We start from the raw sequence: 16,538 nt of genomic DNA, 5'->3' as shown, positions 1-16,538 counted from the left end.
AGCTTACCTTAGGTGTCTGAAAAAGTGCACGCTGTTTTAGCGATCGACGTCATCGAAGAAAATATCTTCTATCGCCAGTCCGAATAGCCGCGAGAATTTGAAGGCGAGGGGCAAACTCGGATCAAACTTGCCTTTTTCGATGGCGTTTATTGTTTGGCGTGACACATCAACCGCATCGGCTAGATCAGCCTGCGTCCAATCCCGTTCGGCGCGGAGTACTTTGAGCCGATTTCTCATTGGTATCTCCGTGTCCCGATGATGATCGAAAACAAGTAGCTAAGACTCATTAAGATAAGTAAATACGAGAATTCAGCGTCAGCTGCATAAAGGTTACCAATATCTGCGATGCTGTAAGCAAGCCCAACAATCACGGTAACGCCTAACGTGATGCCCATCGCTTGTAAGTGGATTTTCTGCTGTAACTCATCAAGGCTCATAATATGGCGTCGATTCATTTCAATCATAACGCCACCGATCACTAAATTGACTATAACTAATCCAAGTTTTAGTCCGTAGTGCTCTTCAGCATAGGCGGTGGCGACGGCTGTTGCAGCTGCTGTCGAAATGAGCCAAGCAGCGGTCCAAAGCGCTAAATTTAGCGTGTGTTTTTTTGTTGTGTTGCAACCCATAAGTTTTCTCCGAAAGTAAAGTGTGTTTTACATAGAGTTGCGCAATAAATCATTAGAGTCAAGTTATATTTACTTTTAGTCTCGTATAATTGTCTTTGTTTCGCCAATAGCTAGAGCTTTGAGTTGTTCATCCTTGTCCTTCGCTGCGCACCGTTTAGCAGAGGTTAAGTCTTCACGTGTTTGCTTCAAGCTCTCGGCGGCAGGTTGATACGTTCCCCAATGCGTCGCGTATGAGCGTGTCGCAGCGAGATCCTTATGGATTAGCAATGCCTTTTGAGGGTTAACGTGCTGTGGCTTCATGAACCAACGGGGGAGGTAGGCACCGATGGGGATCAGTGCATCGTCAATATGCGGAAAGCGTTTGCCAAGCTGACCGGCGATGCCCGCCCACTCAAAATAGGGTCGGTAAGAATAGTGAGGCCTTGGTACTGCAATAAGAAGGTTGCATGTCCGAGCCAAGTCAGTTGCGGCTTGGTGCTGGGTTGCAGTAGTGCACCAAGGTCGATGCGGGTTTGCGGCACGAGGCTCGGATCATTGTTGTACTCTTGCATTTGATCGGCCCAGGGGTCGTCGCCAAACCACCGCATCATAAAAAAATCGATGGCATTGGTGTCTTTGGGAGTAACGTAGGGATTCCGATCGGCAAAACGGCCAGGGGAACTACAGGAGCTCACCCCGACCACAATGCCAATGACAACTACGAATAAGATCAACCAGCGCACAAACACCTCCTTTGTGATGACTACGTGGTTCGTCTGTCTATTGGATTAGAAACCTGCCGCGTGACCGTCTTTGCGACTCTCGGAAGCGCCATAATAGACACTTTCTTCATGATTTTTCCAGATAGCTTGGTAGCCACCGTAAGGGCCGACGGCTTCTTGCAGCGTATGGCCCATCTTGATGAGTTCACGCCGAGTATTGGCCGAGAAGCCATTCTCTAAGCTCACGACGCCGCCGTCTGTCATCTGTTCACCCGTTGGCTGGCTTGAGCCCGAATGTAGAATACGTGGTGCATCGCCAGCCTCTTGCAGGTTCATACCAAAATCAATCATATTGATGAGGATTTGCGCATGCATTTGCGGTTGCGTAGCGCCACCCATCACGCCGTAGCTCATCATCGGCTTTCCGTCTTTCGTAACGAAGGCCGGGATAATGGTATGGAATGGACGCTTACCCGGTGCGAAAACATTCGCATGACCTTCTTCAAGAGCAAACAGTTCGCCACGATTTTGCAGCACAAAGCCAAGTCCAGTAGGCGTTACGCCCGAGCCCATACCGCGGTAGTTACTTTGAATCAACGACACCATGTTGCCAGCTTGGTCGGCGGTGGTCAGATATATGGTATCGCCTTCGGTTGGCGGATTGCCGGTTTCGACTGCGTTGGCGGCTTTGTTAGGGTTGATGAGCTGAGCGCGTTCTTTGGCGTAGCCCTTATCGAGCAAACCTTCGACTGGAGCTTTGCTAAACGCTGGGTCGGCATAGTATTTGGCGCGATCTTCAAAGGCGAGTTTCTTGGCTTCGACAAAGTGATGAATGTAGTCGGCACTGTCAAAACCCATACTGGCAAGGTCGAAGTTCTCGAGAATATTCAGAATTTGTTGTGCCGCAATGCCCTGAGTATTCGGTGGTAATTCCCACAGGTCATAGCCACGATAATTCGTCGATACAGGTTCAACCCAAGTCGAGGAGTGCTCGGCTAAATCGTCGTACGCAAGAAAACCATCATGCTCGGCAACAAAGTCACTGATGGTTTTTGCGATATCGCCTTTGTAGAACACATCGCGGCCTTGCTTAGCGATGGTCGCTAAAGTGTTGGCGAGGTCAGGGTTGGTGAAACGTTCACCTTTCTGGGGTGGTTGCCCGTCTTTCATAAACACTTCGGCAAAGCCCGGTTGCTCTTGCAGTACTTCGGCATTGCGTTTGAAGTAATAGGCAATAACCTCAGTGACCGGAAAGCCCTGACGCGCGTATTCGATGGCTGGCGCGAGGACCTTTTCCATTGGCAATTGACCAAATTTCTCGTGTAACTCGAACCAACCATCAACGGTGCCTGGTACTGAAAGTGGAAGCACGCCACGCGGTGGAATTGAGGTGTAGCCGTTCTCTTTGAAGTACTCAAGAGTTAAGCTCTGCGGTGAACGGCCAGAGGCGTTCAGGCCATAAAGCTGTTCAGTTTCGGCGTCCCAAACAATAGCGAATAAATCACCGCCGATACCGTTACCCGTGGGCTCAACGAGCCCAAGCACAGCATTGGCCGCAATTGCTGCATCAATGGCGTTGCCGCCTTGTTGCATAATATCCAGTGCCACTTGCGTCGCTAACGGTTGGCTTGTGGCGGCCATGGCATTGGGTGCCATCGCTTCTGAGCGCGTAGCAAAATGGTGCCCAGTGATTCGGTCTGCCGCAGCGCAGATGCCGCTGGCAAGTGCTAGACCGGCCGCTAAAGAAAAAGAAAGTAATTTGGTTTTCATCGTCGCCTCCTAATGAGTTATGCGGATCACTATAACGAGGCTAAGGAGGAAATGGAGTAGGACACGACCAATGTCGTATCCTACTCGGTAGGTAACCTGTGTGATTATTTAAGCCCTAAAATCCACTCGGCCAGCAGCGTGATCTGTTCATCGCTCAACTGTGGCTGCGCAGGCATTGGAATTTCACCCCATTTACCTTTACCGCCATTTTTAATGCTGTTTTTGACTTTGGCTAATGCGTCTGAATCATCAGCGTATTTAGCTGCTACATCTTTATAGGCTGGACCAACAATCTTGTTATCAATACCGTGGCATGCTGTACAAGCATTGTTTTGTGCTAACTTTTCGGCCTCTTCATTCGCTTGGGCCTGACCCGCGACGAGCACAGCAGCTAAAACGAAAGCACCACCAATCATTTTCTGAAACATAGAACAACTCCTTGCTGAAAAAACCGTCAGATTCATCATAACGAAAATAAGGATGAGTACAATAGATACGGGAATATGGGGTGATTGGATTGTACGGCAGCTCAACTACCAAAAAACCGCCACAGGGGCGGTTCTTTAGTATTTGGCGGAGAGAGAGGGATTCGAACCCTCGATACGTTGCCGTATACACACTTTCCAGGCGTGCTCCTTCAGCCACTCGGACACCTCTCCAAAAGCGGCCGCAATGATAGGCCATCAAAGGCCCAAAAACAAGAGTGCTGTTTGTTATTAGCTGTTCGTAGCCCGTGGTTCTACCACGGGGATTTTTGAATTCACTGCCAATAGTTGAAGCTTCAGGCTTACCCCGTGGTAGAACCACGGGCTACCCAAATAACGGCTCATACGACCCAAGTCGAATAGGCAGAATCTCATACTGCGCTAAAGTTAAGCCATTGCAGTATGACAAAGGACTTCAGCCATGAACAATTATCCCCACGAATACGAATCATCGTTGCAACAGCCGCAGCGGTTTTGGTTGCATCAAGCACGGCGTTTGCACTGGTTTAGGGAGCCTAGCGAGATCATGCAACTGCGGCCAGATGGTACGGCGGATTGGTTTGTGGATGGCGATTTGAATATGGCGTTTTGTGCGCTCGACTATCACGTTGATAACGGTCGTGGTGAACAAACAGCACTGATTTATGACTCGCCGGTGACGCAAACCAAGGAGCGCTATAGTTATCGCGAGCTACGAGATCAGGTCGCACAGTTTGCTGGGTTGCTGAAAAAGTATCATGTGAAGAAGGGCGATCGGGTGGTCATCTATATGCCGATGATCCCGCAAGCGGCGATTGCTATGCTGGCGTGCGCACGATTAGGCGCGGTTCATTCCGTGGTATTTGGTGGCTTTGCGCCGCATGAACTGGCGGTGCGGATTGATGATGCTGAGCCGAAGCTTGTGATCACGGCATCTTGTGGTGTTGAAGTCGATAAGGTGCTACCTTACAAGCCATTTGTGGATAAGGCGATTGAGCTGGCTGAGGTAAAGCCGCAACACGTGGTGGTGTGGCAACGGGAAATGTGTGAAGCAGAACTGCAGTCACCACGCGATGTGAATTGGCAGCAGGCGTTGGCGAAAGCCACTCCGGCGGAATGTGCAGTGATGAAGAGCACCGACCCACTTTATATTCTCTACACTTCGGGCACGACGGGTAAACCGAAGGGCGTGGTGCGTGATACTGGCGGTTATGCCACAGCCTTGCGTTATTCGATGAGCGTGGTTTATGGAATAAAGCCTGGACAGGTTATGTTCACGGCCTCAGATGTTGGCTGGGTGGTGGGTCATTCGTACATTGTGTATGGGCCTTTATTAGCTGGCGCGACAACCGTTCTCTACGAGGGCAAGCCGGTGCGCACCCCAGATGCCGGCGCTTTTTGGCGGGTGTGTGCTGAGTACGCCGTGAATGTACTGTTTTCGGCCCCCACAGCGTTTCGGGCGATTAAAAAAGAAGACCCTGAGGCCAGACAACTGAAGCCATACAATCTCACTAAGCTTGAACGTATTTACATGGCCGGCGAACGTCTGGACCCGCCAACCTTAGAATGGACACAAGCTGTGACCGGCAAACCTGTCTATGACCATTGGTGGCAAACAGAATCAGGCTGGCCGATTTGTGCGAACCCTGTAGGGATTGCTGAACATCCAGTGAAACCAGGCTCGTCAACGCTTCCGGTTCCGGGGTACGATATTCGTATTCTTGCACCAGACGGCAACGAAGTTGAAGCCAACGAGCAGGGCGCTGTGGCGATTAAGCTACCCTTACCACCAGGCTGCCTGACCACTATTTGGCGCAACTCTGAGCGTTTTTCGGCGGGTTACTTGCGCGAATTTAAGGGCTATTACAGCAGTGGTGACGGTGGTTACAAAGACGATGACGGTTATGTTTTTATCATGGGCCGGACTGACGATGTGATCAATGTTGCGGGTCACCGCTTATCGACCGGTGAAATGGAAGAAGTTCTGGCCATGGATGCTGCGGTGGCTGAATGCGCGGTAATTGGCGTAAGCGATGAATTGAAAGGCCAAATTCCGGTCGGCTTAGTGATTGTTAAAGATGGTGTTGATATTGCACCGCAGGAACTGAGTGCACGCTTGGTACAGCGGGTACGTAATGAGATCGGTGCAGTGGCCTGCTTGCGGCAAATTCATGTTGTACCGCGCTTGCCCAAAACGCGTTCAGGAAAAATTTTGCGGCGCTTACTGCGACAGCTGGCCGATGGTGATACTAACGTGAGTATTCCATCGACCATTGATGACCCGAGTTGCGTCGACGAGCTTAAGCAGCAATTTGGGCGTTAGATCTCATCCGCCGCGTCGTTATGGGACGGTTGTTCTTTCGCCTCTGGCTCCGGCTCAGGGGCTTTTTTTTGCGCCGCGCCCTTGGCCAAACGTACGGCATCATCGGCTTGCCAGCTTTTAATATGCAAGTCACGCTGAGGAAAGGGAATCTCGATATTGTTTTCAATCAGAGCCGTGTGAATTTCCCACAAGAACGCCGCTTGCACTGCACCAGGGCGATTGACAGCTTCGGGCTTAAGCCATACCACGAGTTCGAAGTTCAGGCTACTTTCACCAAACTCCACTAACCACACTTGAGGTGGCCTATGCGAGGTGTCACTCAAGGTGTGCGGTACTTTATCTGCAGCTTCCAGTACAGCTTTTTTGACGAGTTCTTTGTCGGTACCGTATGCAACACCAAAGGGAACCTTGATGCGTCGATAAGTATCGCGCATGGTCCAATTGGTAACGCGTCCGGCGACAAATTCAGAGTTAGGAACGACAATATCAATGTTGTCGTTGGTGGTGATAATGGTGCTGCGAATATTGATCTCATTCACTTCACCGGTGACGCCTGATTCCAGTTCGACAAAGTCGCCCACCTTTAGCGTCTTATCAAAGAGTAAAATAATACCGGCACTAAAGTTGCTGATCAGGTTTTGTAAGCCAAAACCTACGCCAATACCCAAGGCACTGGCAAAGATCGCAAACTTGGTTAAATCAATTCCGATGGAAGCAACAGCAATTAAAAAGCCCACCAGTAAAATAATGTAGTGGGTGATTCGCTTGAGTGCGTAGAGTGATGACCGTGAAAAGCTACTGCGCATGTCACCATAGCGTTGAAGTGCCTTTTGGATGAGCACTGAAACAATATAGGTAGCGAATAAAATCGCTATAAAGCGAAATACCGAACCATAGGTGATGGCGGTTTCACCAACGCTAAAAAGCTCTTTTTCGAGCCAATGAAATGCACCCGAAACGGTAGACACCACCGTATCGATGGTGTCCGTGGCTTGTTCTGTAGGAGTTTTACTCACATTTGTGCCTGTAGATAAAGCTCTAGTCCTAAACGGTCAATCAATTCCAGTTGCTGCCGCAGCCAATAGGCATGATCTTCTTCAGTATCGCGAAGAATACCCACCAACATGTCACGGGTGACAAAATCACCTGCTTGTTCGCAAAAATCGATAACTTCGCGAAGCGTTTTCGCATTGTTGCGTTCGAGCTCAAGATCATTGGCTAACATGGTCGGCACATCGTCTGCGATGGTATGCTTTTCACGGGCATCCATATCTGGACGGCCACCGAGAAATAGCATCCGGCGGATCAACAAATCCGCGTGGCCGCGCTCATCATCCACTTCATGGTTGATGCGCTCATACAATTTGTCTAAGCCCATATCTTCGTAGCGGCGTGAGTGTGCCGTGTACTGATCGATTGAGGTTAATTCAAATGCGAGTAAACGGTTGAGCTGCTTCACCACAGCTGCGCTGTCTAAAGTCATTTTAAGACTCCTTATGCAGTTTGGTTTGCAGATAGGTGTTAGCCCCCAAGTGCGTGATCAAGTCGAGCTGGGTTTCGAGCCAGTCTAAATGCTCTTCTTGCTGTTCCAGAATCTCAGCGAGCATGTCACGACTAACGTAATCTTGCTGCTTTTCACACTGCGCAATGGCGTCACGAATGGCCTCGACGTCGGCGAGCTGGATTTTGTGATCCAGCTGCAGCATTTCGCGCGGGTCTTCACCAATAAAGAGCTTACTAAGATCTTGTAAGTTGGGAATGCCGCCCAAAAAGAGCAGGCGCTCGATGATGTCATCAGCGTGCTTCATTTCTTCGATAGAAGCTTTATAAATGGTGTGATTCAGTGCTTCAAAGCCCCAGTTTTTGTACATGCGCGCATGTAAAAAATACTGGTTAATGGCGGTTAACTTACGAGTAAGAATTCGATTAAGTTCTTGAAGAACTTTGGGTTCGCCTTGCATGAACTACTCCTAACCTAGGTGATTTAAAACCTAGCTTAAGTGTAGCACACGTCCGTTGGCAACAAGGTTTCGTCCAAAAAGCGCTTATTTCGTTCTTTGACGGCATCGGTAAGCACTTCTTTAGCACAGCTTTTGCAGCAGCCACACTGCGATGCAACGCCATATTGCTGGCGCAGTTCGCGCATACTGCTGACACCTTCATCGTGCACCGCACGTTGAATGGTTTTATCGGTGACACCTTTGCAAAGACAAACGTACATAAAGACCTCGTTGAGTACTTGGCCTAAATACTAATACAAATACGAATGATTCGCAACAGTGCTGTTTGTTTTTGCGTCAGCTTTACAACGAAATAATGATCAAGATCACGTGCAGAGCGACAACGGTGAAGGTGAGGCGGTTGCGAAGCTCTAGATACCAAAGTTGTTCGCTTAGATGGCGCTTTTCAAAATTTAGCCAGAACAAGTGGGTAAAGGCGAGAACCGTTAACATGGTTAAAGGCGATACCCAAACCCCGGCAAAAAAGAGCACGATACCGATAATGCTCGGTAGCATACTCCATTTGAAAGCGCGGGTAGGGCTGCCCTCGCTTTGCATGGCGATGCCCCAGTGAACGCCGCCCAAGAAGCTCAAGATTACAGCGCTGTAGATAACGAAAAGGCGTACCGCATGGTCTGCATAGATATCCAGCAGACCGCCCAGCGTAAAGGCTAAAAAAGGTATTAAACCAGCGTAACCAAGTCGTTGTGCGGTAGAAATTGCCTTATCGTCGATCATTTAGAAGCCCGTTTTAAGTAAGTAGATCGTGTAAGCAGTATAACAAAGTATGAGTACGATACCGTGGATTCGGTTCAGTCGCGTCGGGCGATTAATGCGGAAGCTGAAAATCGCCAACAACAGCGTAAGCACAGTCATCGCAACCCAATCGCGGCTCAATGCGAGTGGCTCTAGGGTGATGGGCTGGATTGCTCCGGCAATCCCGACGACGGCTAATATATTGAACATGTTAGAACCGATGACGTTGCCAAAGGCGAGGTCGTGCTCATTCTTGCGGACTGCCGCAATTGCAGAGGCTAATTCAGGCAGCGAGGTGCCGATAGCGACGACGGTCAAGCCGATCACGAGATCACTAACGCCTAATGCGACAGCAATATCGACCGCACCCCATACCAAAACACGTGAACTGATAACCAGAAGTATCAGGCCAATCACCAGCCAGACAATGGCTTTGCCAAGCGGCATTTTGTGTTGTTTGAGTTCCTGATCAAATTCACCAGCAAGCACGTCGTCTTTACCGCGCATACCTTGGTAAATGCTCCAGCCCATGTAAGCTGCAAAGATCGCCAAAATCATCCAGGCTTCGGTTGCGGTGATGGTGAGATCATACAATGGAATCGCCATGAGTAGCGTGATGGCAATCAAGATTGGCATCTCGCGTTTCAAGACTTGGCTGCTTACGGCAATAGGTGCAAGCACTGCGGTAATCCCGAGTACTAATGCGATGTTGGTAATGTTGGAACCGAATGCGTTTCCGAGTGCGAGGCCGGGATTGCCTTGTAGCGACGCCAGCGCAGAAACGACCATTTCTGGCGCTGAGGTACCAAAACCGATAATCACCATACCAATCAATAGAGGTGGCATACCGAGGTGTGTAGCCGTTGCTGCGGCGCCGTCGACGAAGCGATCAGCACTCCAAACCAATAATGCAAGACCAAAAACTACTGCGACTACAGCAAGTAACATTGCAGATCCTTTTTAATGAGGTTCATTTAATTGCCTGCTATTGTAACCTTAAAGCAGAAAATGTTGCAGTAAGCACAAGTGAGGAATTTGCATGGCAACTGAAAAATTAGCTCAGCGCCCCGAATTTATGATTGATAGCTGGGATTTTTCCACGCACCCGGCGCAACCGATTACCCAGGACTTGCAGGGTGCGCCCCAGCGTTGGTTCCATATTCAACGTGACTTGCCAGGTATCGAGAAGTGGCTACTGGCGTCAGGAATACCGGCACCACTCATTGACGCAGTGCTGGAAGAAGATACTCGACCTCGATTTGAGCGCAACAACGACGGCTTTTTGTTGATATTACGGGGGGTCAATTTAGCTGAAGGCGAGCGCCCCGAAGATATGCTAAGCCTGCGTATTCTTTACTATAAAGGCGCAATTTACAGCTTTCGAAAACGTCCTATTCGCTCGGTGGCCCTGCTACGTGAGCGCTTGCAGCGACAAGAAGGGCCTGAATCGTTAAACGACTTTTTAGTCATGCTGATCGAAGAGATGAACAATCGCCTCGAAGAATTGCTCGACGTCATTGAAGACGAGATGGAACTGCTGGAAGATGACGACCGTGGCACTACTGCGGAACGGCAACGCCAACTCACGGCACTGCATCGGCGTATGTTACGACTGGTACGGTTCGTACGTCCGCAGCTCACGGCTCTCGAAAGGTTAGGGGTCGATGCGCATAAGTGGCTGGAGCCAGACAATGTACAATGGTTAGTCAATGAGCGGGATGCGATTCAACGCGAATTAGAATCGCTTGAGATGTTGCTCGAACAGGTATGGATGCTGCGCGAGCATCTGCAGCAAGAAGTTGCAGAGAAAATGAACCGTAATACCTACTGGTTATCGATGGTTGCGGGTGTTTTCTTACCGATTAGTTTTCTTACTGGGGTCTTTGGCATCAACATCGGTGGCATGCCCGGCGTTGAAGACAGCAATGCCTTTTGGATCTTTTGTGGGGCTTTAGGCGTGATCGCTGTCGTTGAATTTCTGCTACTACGCCGTTTGCGTTTTTGGTAACACTGGGTGGAACGCCGGCGCTTGGCTGTGAAAGCCAGGGAGTTCGCAATGATCTGCGGCGAACACCACGAGGTGGTCGAAGTCTGGGCGCAAGCCAATCTCTGCGCCCACTTCTAATTGTTCATGTGAAGCACTTAGGGTTAACACCTCAACGCCACTCACTAATTCGACACTATAAAGATTGTGTGCGCCACGAAAGCCACGAGCTTTAATCGTTCCACGCAAACGAGACTCTGGGTCGGGGACCAAGTCGTCAGGACGCACCAAAAAACTCACAGGCGTGCCGCCTGCAACATTGGCCAAGCTTGGATGTTCGAGCATACCCAAGGGCGACGCCATTGAACCGCTTGAATTCACCGTACCTTGCAGTAAAACCCCATGGCCAATAAAGTCCGCAACCATTTGGTGACGCGGCTGATGGTAAAGTTGGTAGGGTGTGTCCCACTGTAGCAACTCGCCTTGATACATGACGCCAGCTTTATCAGCCATGGCAAAGGCTTCCTGCTGATCATGGGTCACCAACAATGCGGTAATTTGCTCTTTCTTGAGCAACTCACGGACCTCGACCGCAAGCCGCTCACGCAATTCGGCATCGAGACTTGAGAACGGCTCGTCAAGCAACAGTAAACGCGGCTTGGGCGCGAGTGCACGAGCTAATGCGATACGCTGTTGCTGTCCCCCAGATAGTTCATGAGGATAGCGTTTCTGGTAGCCGGGCAAGCCAATTCGGTTAAGCAGTTCATCCACCCGCTGGAGCTTTTCTTTGGCACTGGCGTGGCGCATGCCAAAGCTGATGTTCGCTTCGACCGTTAAGTGGGGGAACAAGGCAAAATCCTGAAAAACCATTCCAATGCCCCGTTGTTCTGGTGCTTGGGTGTAAGCCGGTGCAGAGACGGTTTTTTCAGCGAGACTAATGCTGCCCGCAGCTACTTGTTGAAAGCCTGCAATGGCTCGCAACAGCGTCGTCTTTCCGCAACCGCTAGGGCCAAGTAAACAACCGATTTCGCCTGCCGCGAGTTGCACGGATACGCCACGAACAATCGCATTTTGACCAAGGTGAACATGTAAATGATCAAGCTGTAACAGGGACAAAGTCTTGCTCCTTCAGGGCATTTTGTTGCGATTTTAGCATAGCTCGCGACAGCAGAATAACCGGGATCAAACCCACCATTACCATCATCAAAGCGGGCGGGCCGGCATCAGCCAAACGTTCGTCACCGGCCATTTCGTAGGCGCGCACGGCGAGCGTATTGAAGTCAAACGGACGCAATACTAGGGTTGCCGGTAACTCTTTCAAAACGTCGACGCCAACCAATATAATCGCGGTCAGCACGCTCGGTCGTAATAACGGTAGATGTATGAGCCGCAGCACTTGTAAGGGCTTGTAACCGTGAATTCGAGCGGCTTCGTCCATGCTAGGCCGAATTTCGGCGAGACCGGCTTGCACGGTTTGTATAGCGACGCTTAAAAAACGCACCGCATAGGCGAAAAGTAATGCAAATAAGGTACCCGACAGCAGCAAACCAGGGTTGTAGTCGAACCAACGTTCGCTAGCCGCGATAATGACGTTGTCAATGGATGTGAGCAATACCAATAAGCCTACAGCGATGACTAAGCCAGGAATGGCATAACCTAACCCGGCAAAGGCAACGCTGGTGCGTACGACGCGGGTTGGCAACTGGCGACGGCCATAGGCCAACCACAGGGCAATCATGACTACCAAAATCGCCGCCATAAAGGCGAGGGCGAAGCTATTCCAGGTTAACTGCCAGAAGTCACCCGTGGTCCATACTTGCCAACGCTCGAGTGACCATGCCCCCAGTTGCATTGCCGGTAAAATAAAGCCAAACACTAATGGTAGCCAGCAAGCGATACTGGCGAGCCAAGCCTTTCTACCACGCAACTCGAAAGGGGGGGCCGGGCGCGGGTTACGTTGATCGTAGCGCGCTTGTTTGCGTGACCAACGCTCCAACAGAATGAGGCTGATGACCGCCGCCAAAAGTAAACCCGCCAGTTGCAATGCACCGGTCAAGTCGCCAAGTCCATACCAGGTGCGGAAAATGCCGGTGGTGAAAGTGGTTACCCCAAAATACTGTACGGTACCGTAGTCGGCGAGCGTTTCCATTAGCGCCAATGTCGTTCCGGTAACAATTGCGGGTCGTGCTAAGGGCAAGGCAATCCGCAGGAAACATTGCCACGGCGTTAATCCCAAACTACGACCGGCCTCTAAGGTGGTAGCGGACTGCTGCAAAAAGGTTGCACGGGTGATTAAGTAAACATAGGGGAAGAGTACTAAACTCAGCACCACGATAGCTCCACCGAGACTACGAATTTGTGGGAACCAATAGTCGCCGTAGCCCCAACCAAAAGTTGTCCGCAAGGTGTCTTGCACGGGACCGCTGTAATCGAACATGCCCGTATACGTGTAGGCGGTGATGTATGCTGGCATCGCCAGCGGTAACAGTAGCGCCCAGCTGAGTATTTTTTGTCCAGGGAAGCGGCAGCTGGTGGTCAGCCACGCCGTACTTACGCCGAGCGTGATGACACCTACCGCAACCCCGAGCATGAGCCACAAGGAGTGCCGTACGTACTCCGGAATAACTGTTTCCCAGAGGTGACCAAGGGTGTCGAAATCGCCCCCAAACAGCAGTTGCAAGAGGGCGAAAACGATCACAAATAGCGGTAGCCCCAACACTAACGCTGAAGCTACGAGGGAGAATTGCCGCCCGCGTGCCTGCATTAACGCCAGCCAGCTCGGTTCATAAGTTTAACCGCAGCAGCGTTATTTTCGCCAAGGTAGCGCATCTCGATAGAATCCATTTTGAATTCGCCCCATGCTTGTAAACGTTCGCTCCATTCGACGCCGCTTACCGCAGGGTACTCATTGTTGGTTGCAGCGTACCAACGCTGTGCCTCTTCAGAGAGTAAAAACGCAATCAATCGCTGTGCTTCTTGCGTGTTCTTCGCATGCTTCGTGAGGCCAATTCCTGAAACGTTGACGTGGGTACCAAAGCTATCTTGATTAGGCCAGAAAATCGCGACTTTGCTTGCGGCCTCGCGTTCGTCCGCATCGTTTGAAGCCTCCATGAGGCCTAAATAGTAAGTGTTTGCTACTGCAATATCGCAAACCCCGGCCGCGACCGCTTTGATTTGGTCACGATCGCCACCTACTGGAGGTTTGGCTAGATTACCGACCAAGCCCTCAGCCCAAGCTTCGGTTTTTTCCGCACCCCAGTGCTCAATTAAGGCGGCGGTGAGTGATTGGTTGTAGATATTGTCGGACGAACGGATACAAACGTTGTTGTCCCAGCGTTCTGCGGCAAGGTCTTCATAACCACTCAGGACACTGGGGTCGACGCGGTCTTTGGCGTAGAACAAAGGACGGGCGCGCAAACTTAAACCGATCCACAGCTTGTCAGCGCCATGCAAGTTGGCGGGCACCTTATTGAGCACTTCAGTGTCAGTGATCGGTTGGAAAATGCCAGCTTCGGCCGCGCGATGCAGATTGCCAGCATCAACGGTAAGAAAGAGGTCTGCAGGGCTGTTTTCGCCTTCGTTACGTAATCGTGCGAGGAGTGCATCACCGCCGCCGGTCAATAAACGTACTTCAATTCCGGTTTTTTCGGTAAATTGCTCTAAAACGGGTTTGATAAGTGCTTCTTTTCGCGCAGAATACACGTTTACTGTTGCTGCGTGGGCAACACTTGCCGTTAATGCTAAAGTGATAGCACTGAGTGACACGAATTTTTTCATGTTAGCTAATCTCATAACTTGAGAACCTCGTAGTAAGTCAGACCCAAAAGGGACGAGCATTTGACTGTCAATGACTGTATTGTACGCAAATGCGAATGATTATCAACAAGAAGAGAAGTGATCTTTCTTGAGCCAGATCAACTTTTTCTCCGGCTCGCCGTAAACTGCTTTGTACAGGGAGTAACACGTTATATGTCAAATATGTCAGCTCTTGCCCTCATCGGCGTTCTATCGATTCTCTGTCAATGGTCAGCTTGGCGGCTCAAGATTCCTGCAATTCTTCCGTTGTTGATTGTCGGGATGGTGGTTGGTCCTGGTCTTGGTTGGCTGCAACCCGATGCCGTTTTTGGCGATATTTTATTCCCGCTGGTGTCGTTATCCGTTGCCATTATCCTTTTTGAGGGAAGCTTGACCCTGAAGATGGAAGAAATCCGTGGTCATGGGCGAATGGTGACTCACTTAGTAAGCATTGGCATGCTGATCACCTGGGTCGCCATCTCAATTGTCGCGTACTTGCTGATGGATTTTGGTTGGGAGCTCGCCGCGCTTTTTGGTGCTTTGGTGGTGGTGACAGGCCCCACCGTGATTATGCCGATGTTACGTTCGGTGCGGCCCAAGTCGAATATTGCCAACATTTTGCGTTGGGAAGGTATCATCATTGATCCCGTCGGCGCATTGCTGGCGGTTTTGGTCTACGAGTTTATCATTGCGAGTCAGGGTGCAGGCCTGTTGCATGCTTTCCAAGCCTTTGGCATCACTATCGGTATTGGCTTCGCCTTAGGTTACGCCGCAGGCAAACTCCTCGGCATCGCCTTGCACAAAGGGTGGTTCCCACATTACCTCAAGAATGTTGCGACATTAGCCGCAGTGCTTGGGGTCTTTGCTTTATCCAACGCCTTACAGCACGAGTCTGGACTTTTAACAGTCACCGTCATGGGTATGGTTATGGCAAATATGCGTCATCTAAACCTCGATGACATCTTGGAGTTTAAAGAAACGCTTAGCGTGCTGCTCATTTCAGGACTGTTTATTATTCTTGCCGCGCGTTTGAATACCGAAGCCTTTAGTCAGCTCGGCGTGCCGGCAGTGATTTTGTTGGCGATTATTATTTTTGCGGTACGCCCGCTGAGTGTTTGGCTGTCAGCGATTGGCACGCAACTCAATGTGCGAGAAAAGCTATTGCTGTCATGGATTGCGCCACGCGGTATCGTGGCCGCCGCAGTATCGGCATTGTTTGCTTTGAAATTGCAACAAGCCGGTTGGACGGACGCAGAATTATTAGTGCCGTTGGTGTTTTTGGTCATTCTTAGTACCGTTGTACTGCAAAGTCTAACAGCAAAGCCGCTGGCACACGCTTTGAAGTTACGTGAACCACCAGCGCATGGCTTTCTCATCTTTGGGGCAAATGCGACCGCTCGCGCGATAGCAAAAGCATTACGTGAGCACGATTTGCCGGTGTTGCTGGCTGACACCAACTGGGAAAACATTAAAACCGCCCGCATGGAGAACTTGCCGGTGTATTTCGGTAATCCAACCTCTGAGCATGCTGAAAACAACATGGATATGACCGGCATTGGTAAGGTTTTGATCTTATCTCCGTACAAGCAGTTGAACCCAGTGGTCGCATTGCACTACATGGATTGGTTTGCCTCAGAGAAAATCTATGGGTTACCGAGTACAGAACACGATGCCCCGGCGCGCAACCAACTCTCCGAAAGTTATCGTGAGCGCTTAAAGCTGTTTGGTAAGGGAGTGACGTTCTCGAAACTTGCGAGTCTGACGTTCCAAGGTGCGCAAATGAAGACCACTACGATTACTGAAAGCTTCAGCTTTACCGACTATCAAGAACGGTATGGCAATCGTGCGATTCCGATGTTTGCCATTGACGAACGCAAGGTGTTCCATGTTTTTACCACCGATCATACTTTCGAACCTAAGCCGGGTTGGCAAATTGTCGCGCTTATCACAGCCGATGAAATTTCTGAACAACAGGCCGTTAAGCAGAGTCGTGAGAAAGAAGAAAAAGAACAAAAAGAACAACAAGTAAAAGACAAATCAGCGGATGACAGTGGTAAATAAAGTGTAAAAAGTGTTGCGCAAAGGTTGATTTTGCGCATCGAGCTGGCTAAGGTGT

At 50.3% G+C, this 16,538-nt stretch carries 18 protein-coding genes and 1 tRNA gene; 3 read left to right on the top strand and 16 right to left on the bottom strand.

The annotated features are described in order from the left end of the window. Positions 1 to 36: 36 nt before the first annotated feature. From NV375_RS05280 to NV375_RS05255, 7 genes are all read right to left on the bottom strand, one after another. Positions 37 to 237, bottom strand: a complete 201-nt coding sequence (locus NV375_RS05280) for a helix-turn-helix transcriptional regulator (RefSeq protein ID WP_258807227.1) — start codon at positions 235 to 237, stop codon at positions 37 to 39. Further along, positions 234 to 629, bottom strand: coding sequence for a hypothetical protein (locus NV375_RS05275; RefSeq protein WP_258807226.1), 396 nt, complete (start codon positions 627 to 629; stop codon positions 234 to 236). Before NV375_RS05275 ends, NV375_RS05280 begins: the two co-directional genes overlap by 4 nt. A 75-nt stretch (positions 630 to 704) precedes the next feature. After that, on the bottom strand, positions 705 to 956 hold the full coding sequence (locus NV375_RS12635; RefSeq protein ID WP_405035617.1) for a hypothetical protein: 252 nt from the start codon (positions 954 to 956) through the stop codon (positions 705 to 707). A 5-nt stretch (positions 957 to 961) separates the two neighbouring features. Next, the gene (locus NV375_RS05270) at positions 962 to 1,351 is read right to left on the bottom strand and encodes an MBL fold metallo-hydrolase (RefSeq protein ID WP_258807225.1); all 390 of its coding nucleotides are present in this window, start codon (positions 1,349 to 1,351) and stop codon (positions 962 to 964) included. A 45-nt stretch (positions 1,352 to 1,396) separates the two neighbouring features. After that, positions 1,397 to 3,100 carry a gamma-glutamyltransferase gene (gene ggt, locus NV375_RS05265; protein WP_258807224.1) on the bottom strand — a complete coding sequence of 568 codons (1,704 nt, stop codon included), beginning with the start codon at positions 3,098 to 3,100 and terminating at the stop codon, positions 1,397 to 1,399. Between the two features lie 104 nt (positions 3,101 to 3,204). Beyond that, positions 3,205 to 3,528 (bottom strand): c-type cytochrome, encoded by a 324-nt coding sequence (locus NV375_RS05260; RefSeq protein WP_258807223.1) that lies wholly within the window; start codon positions 3,526 to 3,528, stop codon positions 3,205 to 3,207. Between the two features lie 143 nt (positions 3,529 to 3,671). After that, positions 3,672 to 3,759: transfer RNA gene (locus tag NV375_RS05255), tRNA-Ser, on the bottom strand. Between the two features lie 247 nt (positions 3,760 to 4,006). On the opposite strand from NV375_RS05255, the gene NV375_RS05250 reads away from it, so the two are divergent. Further along, positions 4,007 to 5,887, top strand: coding sequence for an acetate--CoA ligase (locus NV375_RS05250; RefSeq protein WP_258807222.1), 1,881 nt, complete (start codon positions 4,007 to 4,009; stop codon positions 5,885 to 5,887). Here the strand turns inward: NV375_RS05250 and NV375_RS05245 are convergent. From NV375_RS05245 to NV375_RS05220, 6 genes are all read right to left on the bottom strand, one after another. Continuing rightward, on the bottom strand, positions 5,884 to 6,903 hold the full coding sequence (locus NV375_RS05245; RefSeq protein ID WP_258807221.1) for a mechanosensitive ion channel family protein: 1,020 nt from the start codon (positions 6,901 to 6,903) through the stop codon (positions 5,884 to 5,886). The two genes, NV375_RS05250 and NV375_RS05245, sit on opposite strands and share 4 nt — an antisense overlap. Further along, a complete protein-coding gene (bfr, locus tag NV375_RS05240) occupies positions 6,900 to 7,370 on the bottom strand; it encodes a bacterioferritin (protein ID WP_126771156.1) in 471 nt (156 codons plus the stop codon). The genes NV375_RS05245 and bfr (NV375_RS05240) overlap by 4 nt, the downstream gene beginning before the upstream one ends. Position 7,371: 1 nt before the next feature. Further along, positions 7,372 to 7,848, bottom strand: coding sequence for a bacterioferritin (gene bfr, locus NV375_RS05235; RefSeq protein WP_126771154.1), 477 nt, complete (start codon positions 7,846 to 7,848; stop codon positions 7,372 to 7,374). A gap of 35 nt (positions 7,849 to 7,883) precedes the next feature. Continuing rightward, on the bottom strand, positions 7,884 to 8,108 hold the full coding sequence (locus NV375_RS05230) for a bacterioferritin-associated ferredoxin (RefSeq protein WP_258807220.1): 225 nt from the start codon (positions 8,106 to 8,108) through the stop codon (positions 7,884 to 7,886). An 82-nt stretch (positions 8,109 to 8,190) separates the two neighbouring features. Next, complete coding sequence (locus NV375_RS05225) at positions 8,191 to 8,625, bottom strand: DUF3429 domain-containing protein (RefSeq protein ID WP_258807219.1); 435 nt, start codon at positions 8,623 to 8,625, stop codon at positions 8,191 to 8,193. Continuing rightward, the gene (locus NV375_RS05220) at positions 8,626 to 9,591 is read right to left on the bottom strand and encodes a calcium/sodium antiporter (RefSeq protein ID WP_258807218.1); all 966 of its coding nucleotides are present in this window, start codon (positions 9,589 to 9,591) and stop codon (positions 8,626 to 8,628) included. It lies immediately after the preceding gene. A 91-nt stretch (positions 9,592 to 9,682) separates the two neighbouring features. Here NV375_RS05220 and NV375_RS05215 point away from each other — a divergent pair, with 91 nt between their 5' ends. Continuing rightward, positions 9,683 to 10,651, top strand: a complete 969-nt coding sequence (locus NV375_RS05215; protein ID WP_258807217.1) for a CorA family divalent cation transporter — start codon at positions 9,683 to 9,685, stop codon at positions 10,649 to 10,651. Here the strand turns inward: NV375_RS05215 and NV375_RS05210 are convergent. From NV375_RS05210 to NV375_RS05200, 3 genes are read right to left on the bottom strand one after another with little or no spacing between them, the layout of a single operon-like run. Then, positions 10,628 to 11,737: an ABC transporter ATP-binding protein gene (locus NV375_RS05210; RefSeq protein WP_258807951.1), complete on the bottom strand. Its 1,110-nt coding sequence runs from the start codon at positions 11,735 to 11,737 to the stop codon at positions 10,628 to 10,630. The two genes, NV375_RS05215 and NV375_RS05210, sit on opposite strands and share 24 nt — an antisense overlap. Beyond that, positions 11,724 to 13,391 carry an iron ABC transporter permease gene (locus NV375_RS05205; RefSeq protein WP_258807216.1) on the bottom strand — a complete coding sequence of 556 codons (1,668 nt, stop codon included), beginning with the start codon at positions 13,389 to 13,391 and terminating at the stop codon, positions 11,724 to 11,726. The genes NV375_RS05210 and NV375_RS05205 overlap by 14 nt, the downstream gene beginning before the upstream one ends. Next, on the bottom strand, positions 13,391 to 14,419 hold the full coding sequence (locus NV375_RS05200; RefSeq protein ID WP_258807215.1) for a Fe(3+) ABC transporter substrate-binding protein: 1,029 nt from the start codon (positions 14,417 to 14,419) through the stop codon (positions 13,391 to 13,393). The genes NV375_RS05205 and NV375_RS05200 overlap by 1 nt, the downstream gene beginning before the upstream one ends. A 177-nt stretch (positions 14,420 to 14,596) precedes the next feature. Here NV375_RS05200 and NV375_RS05195 point away from each other — a divergent pair, with 177 nt between their 5' ends. After that, on the top strand, positions 14,597 to 16,483 hold the full coding sequence (locus NV375_RS05195; RefSeq protein ID WP_258807214.1) for a sodium:proton antiporter: 1,887 nt from the start codon (positions 14,597 to 14,599) through the stop codon (positions 16,481 to 16,483). The last annotated feature ends 55 nt before the right edge of the window (positions 16,484 to 16,538 follow it).

The organism is Pseudidiomarina sp. CB1, from assembly GCF_024752025.1.
In the GTDB taxonomy this organism is placed as follows: Bacteria; Pseudomonadota; Gammaproteobacteria; order Enterobacterales; family Alteromonadaceae; genus Pseudidiomarina.
Note: the sequence above shows the minus strand (reverse complement) of the source record. Positions and strands in the feature narration are given on the sequence as shown.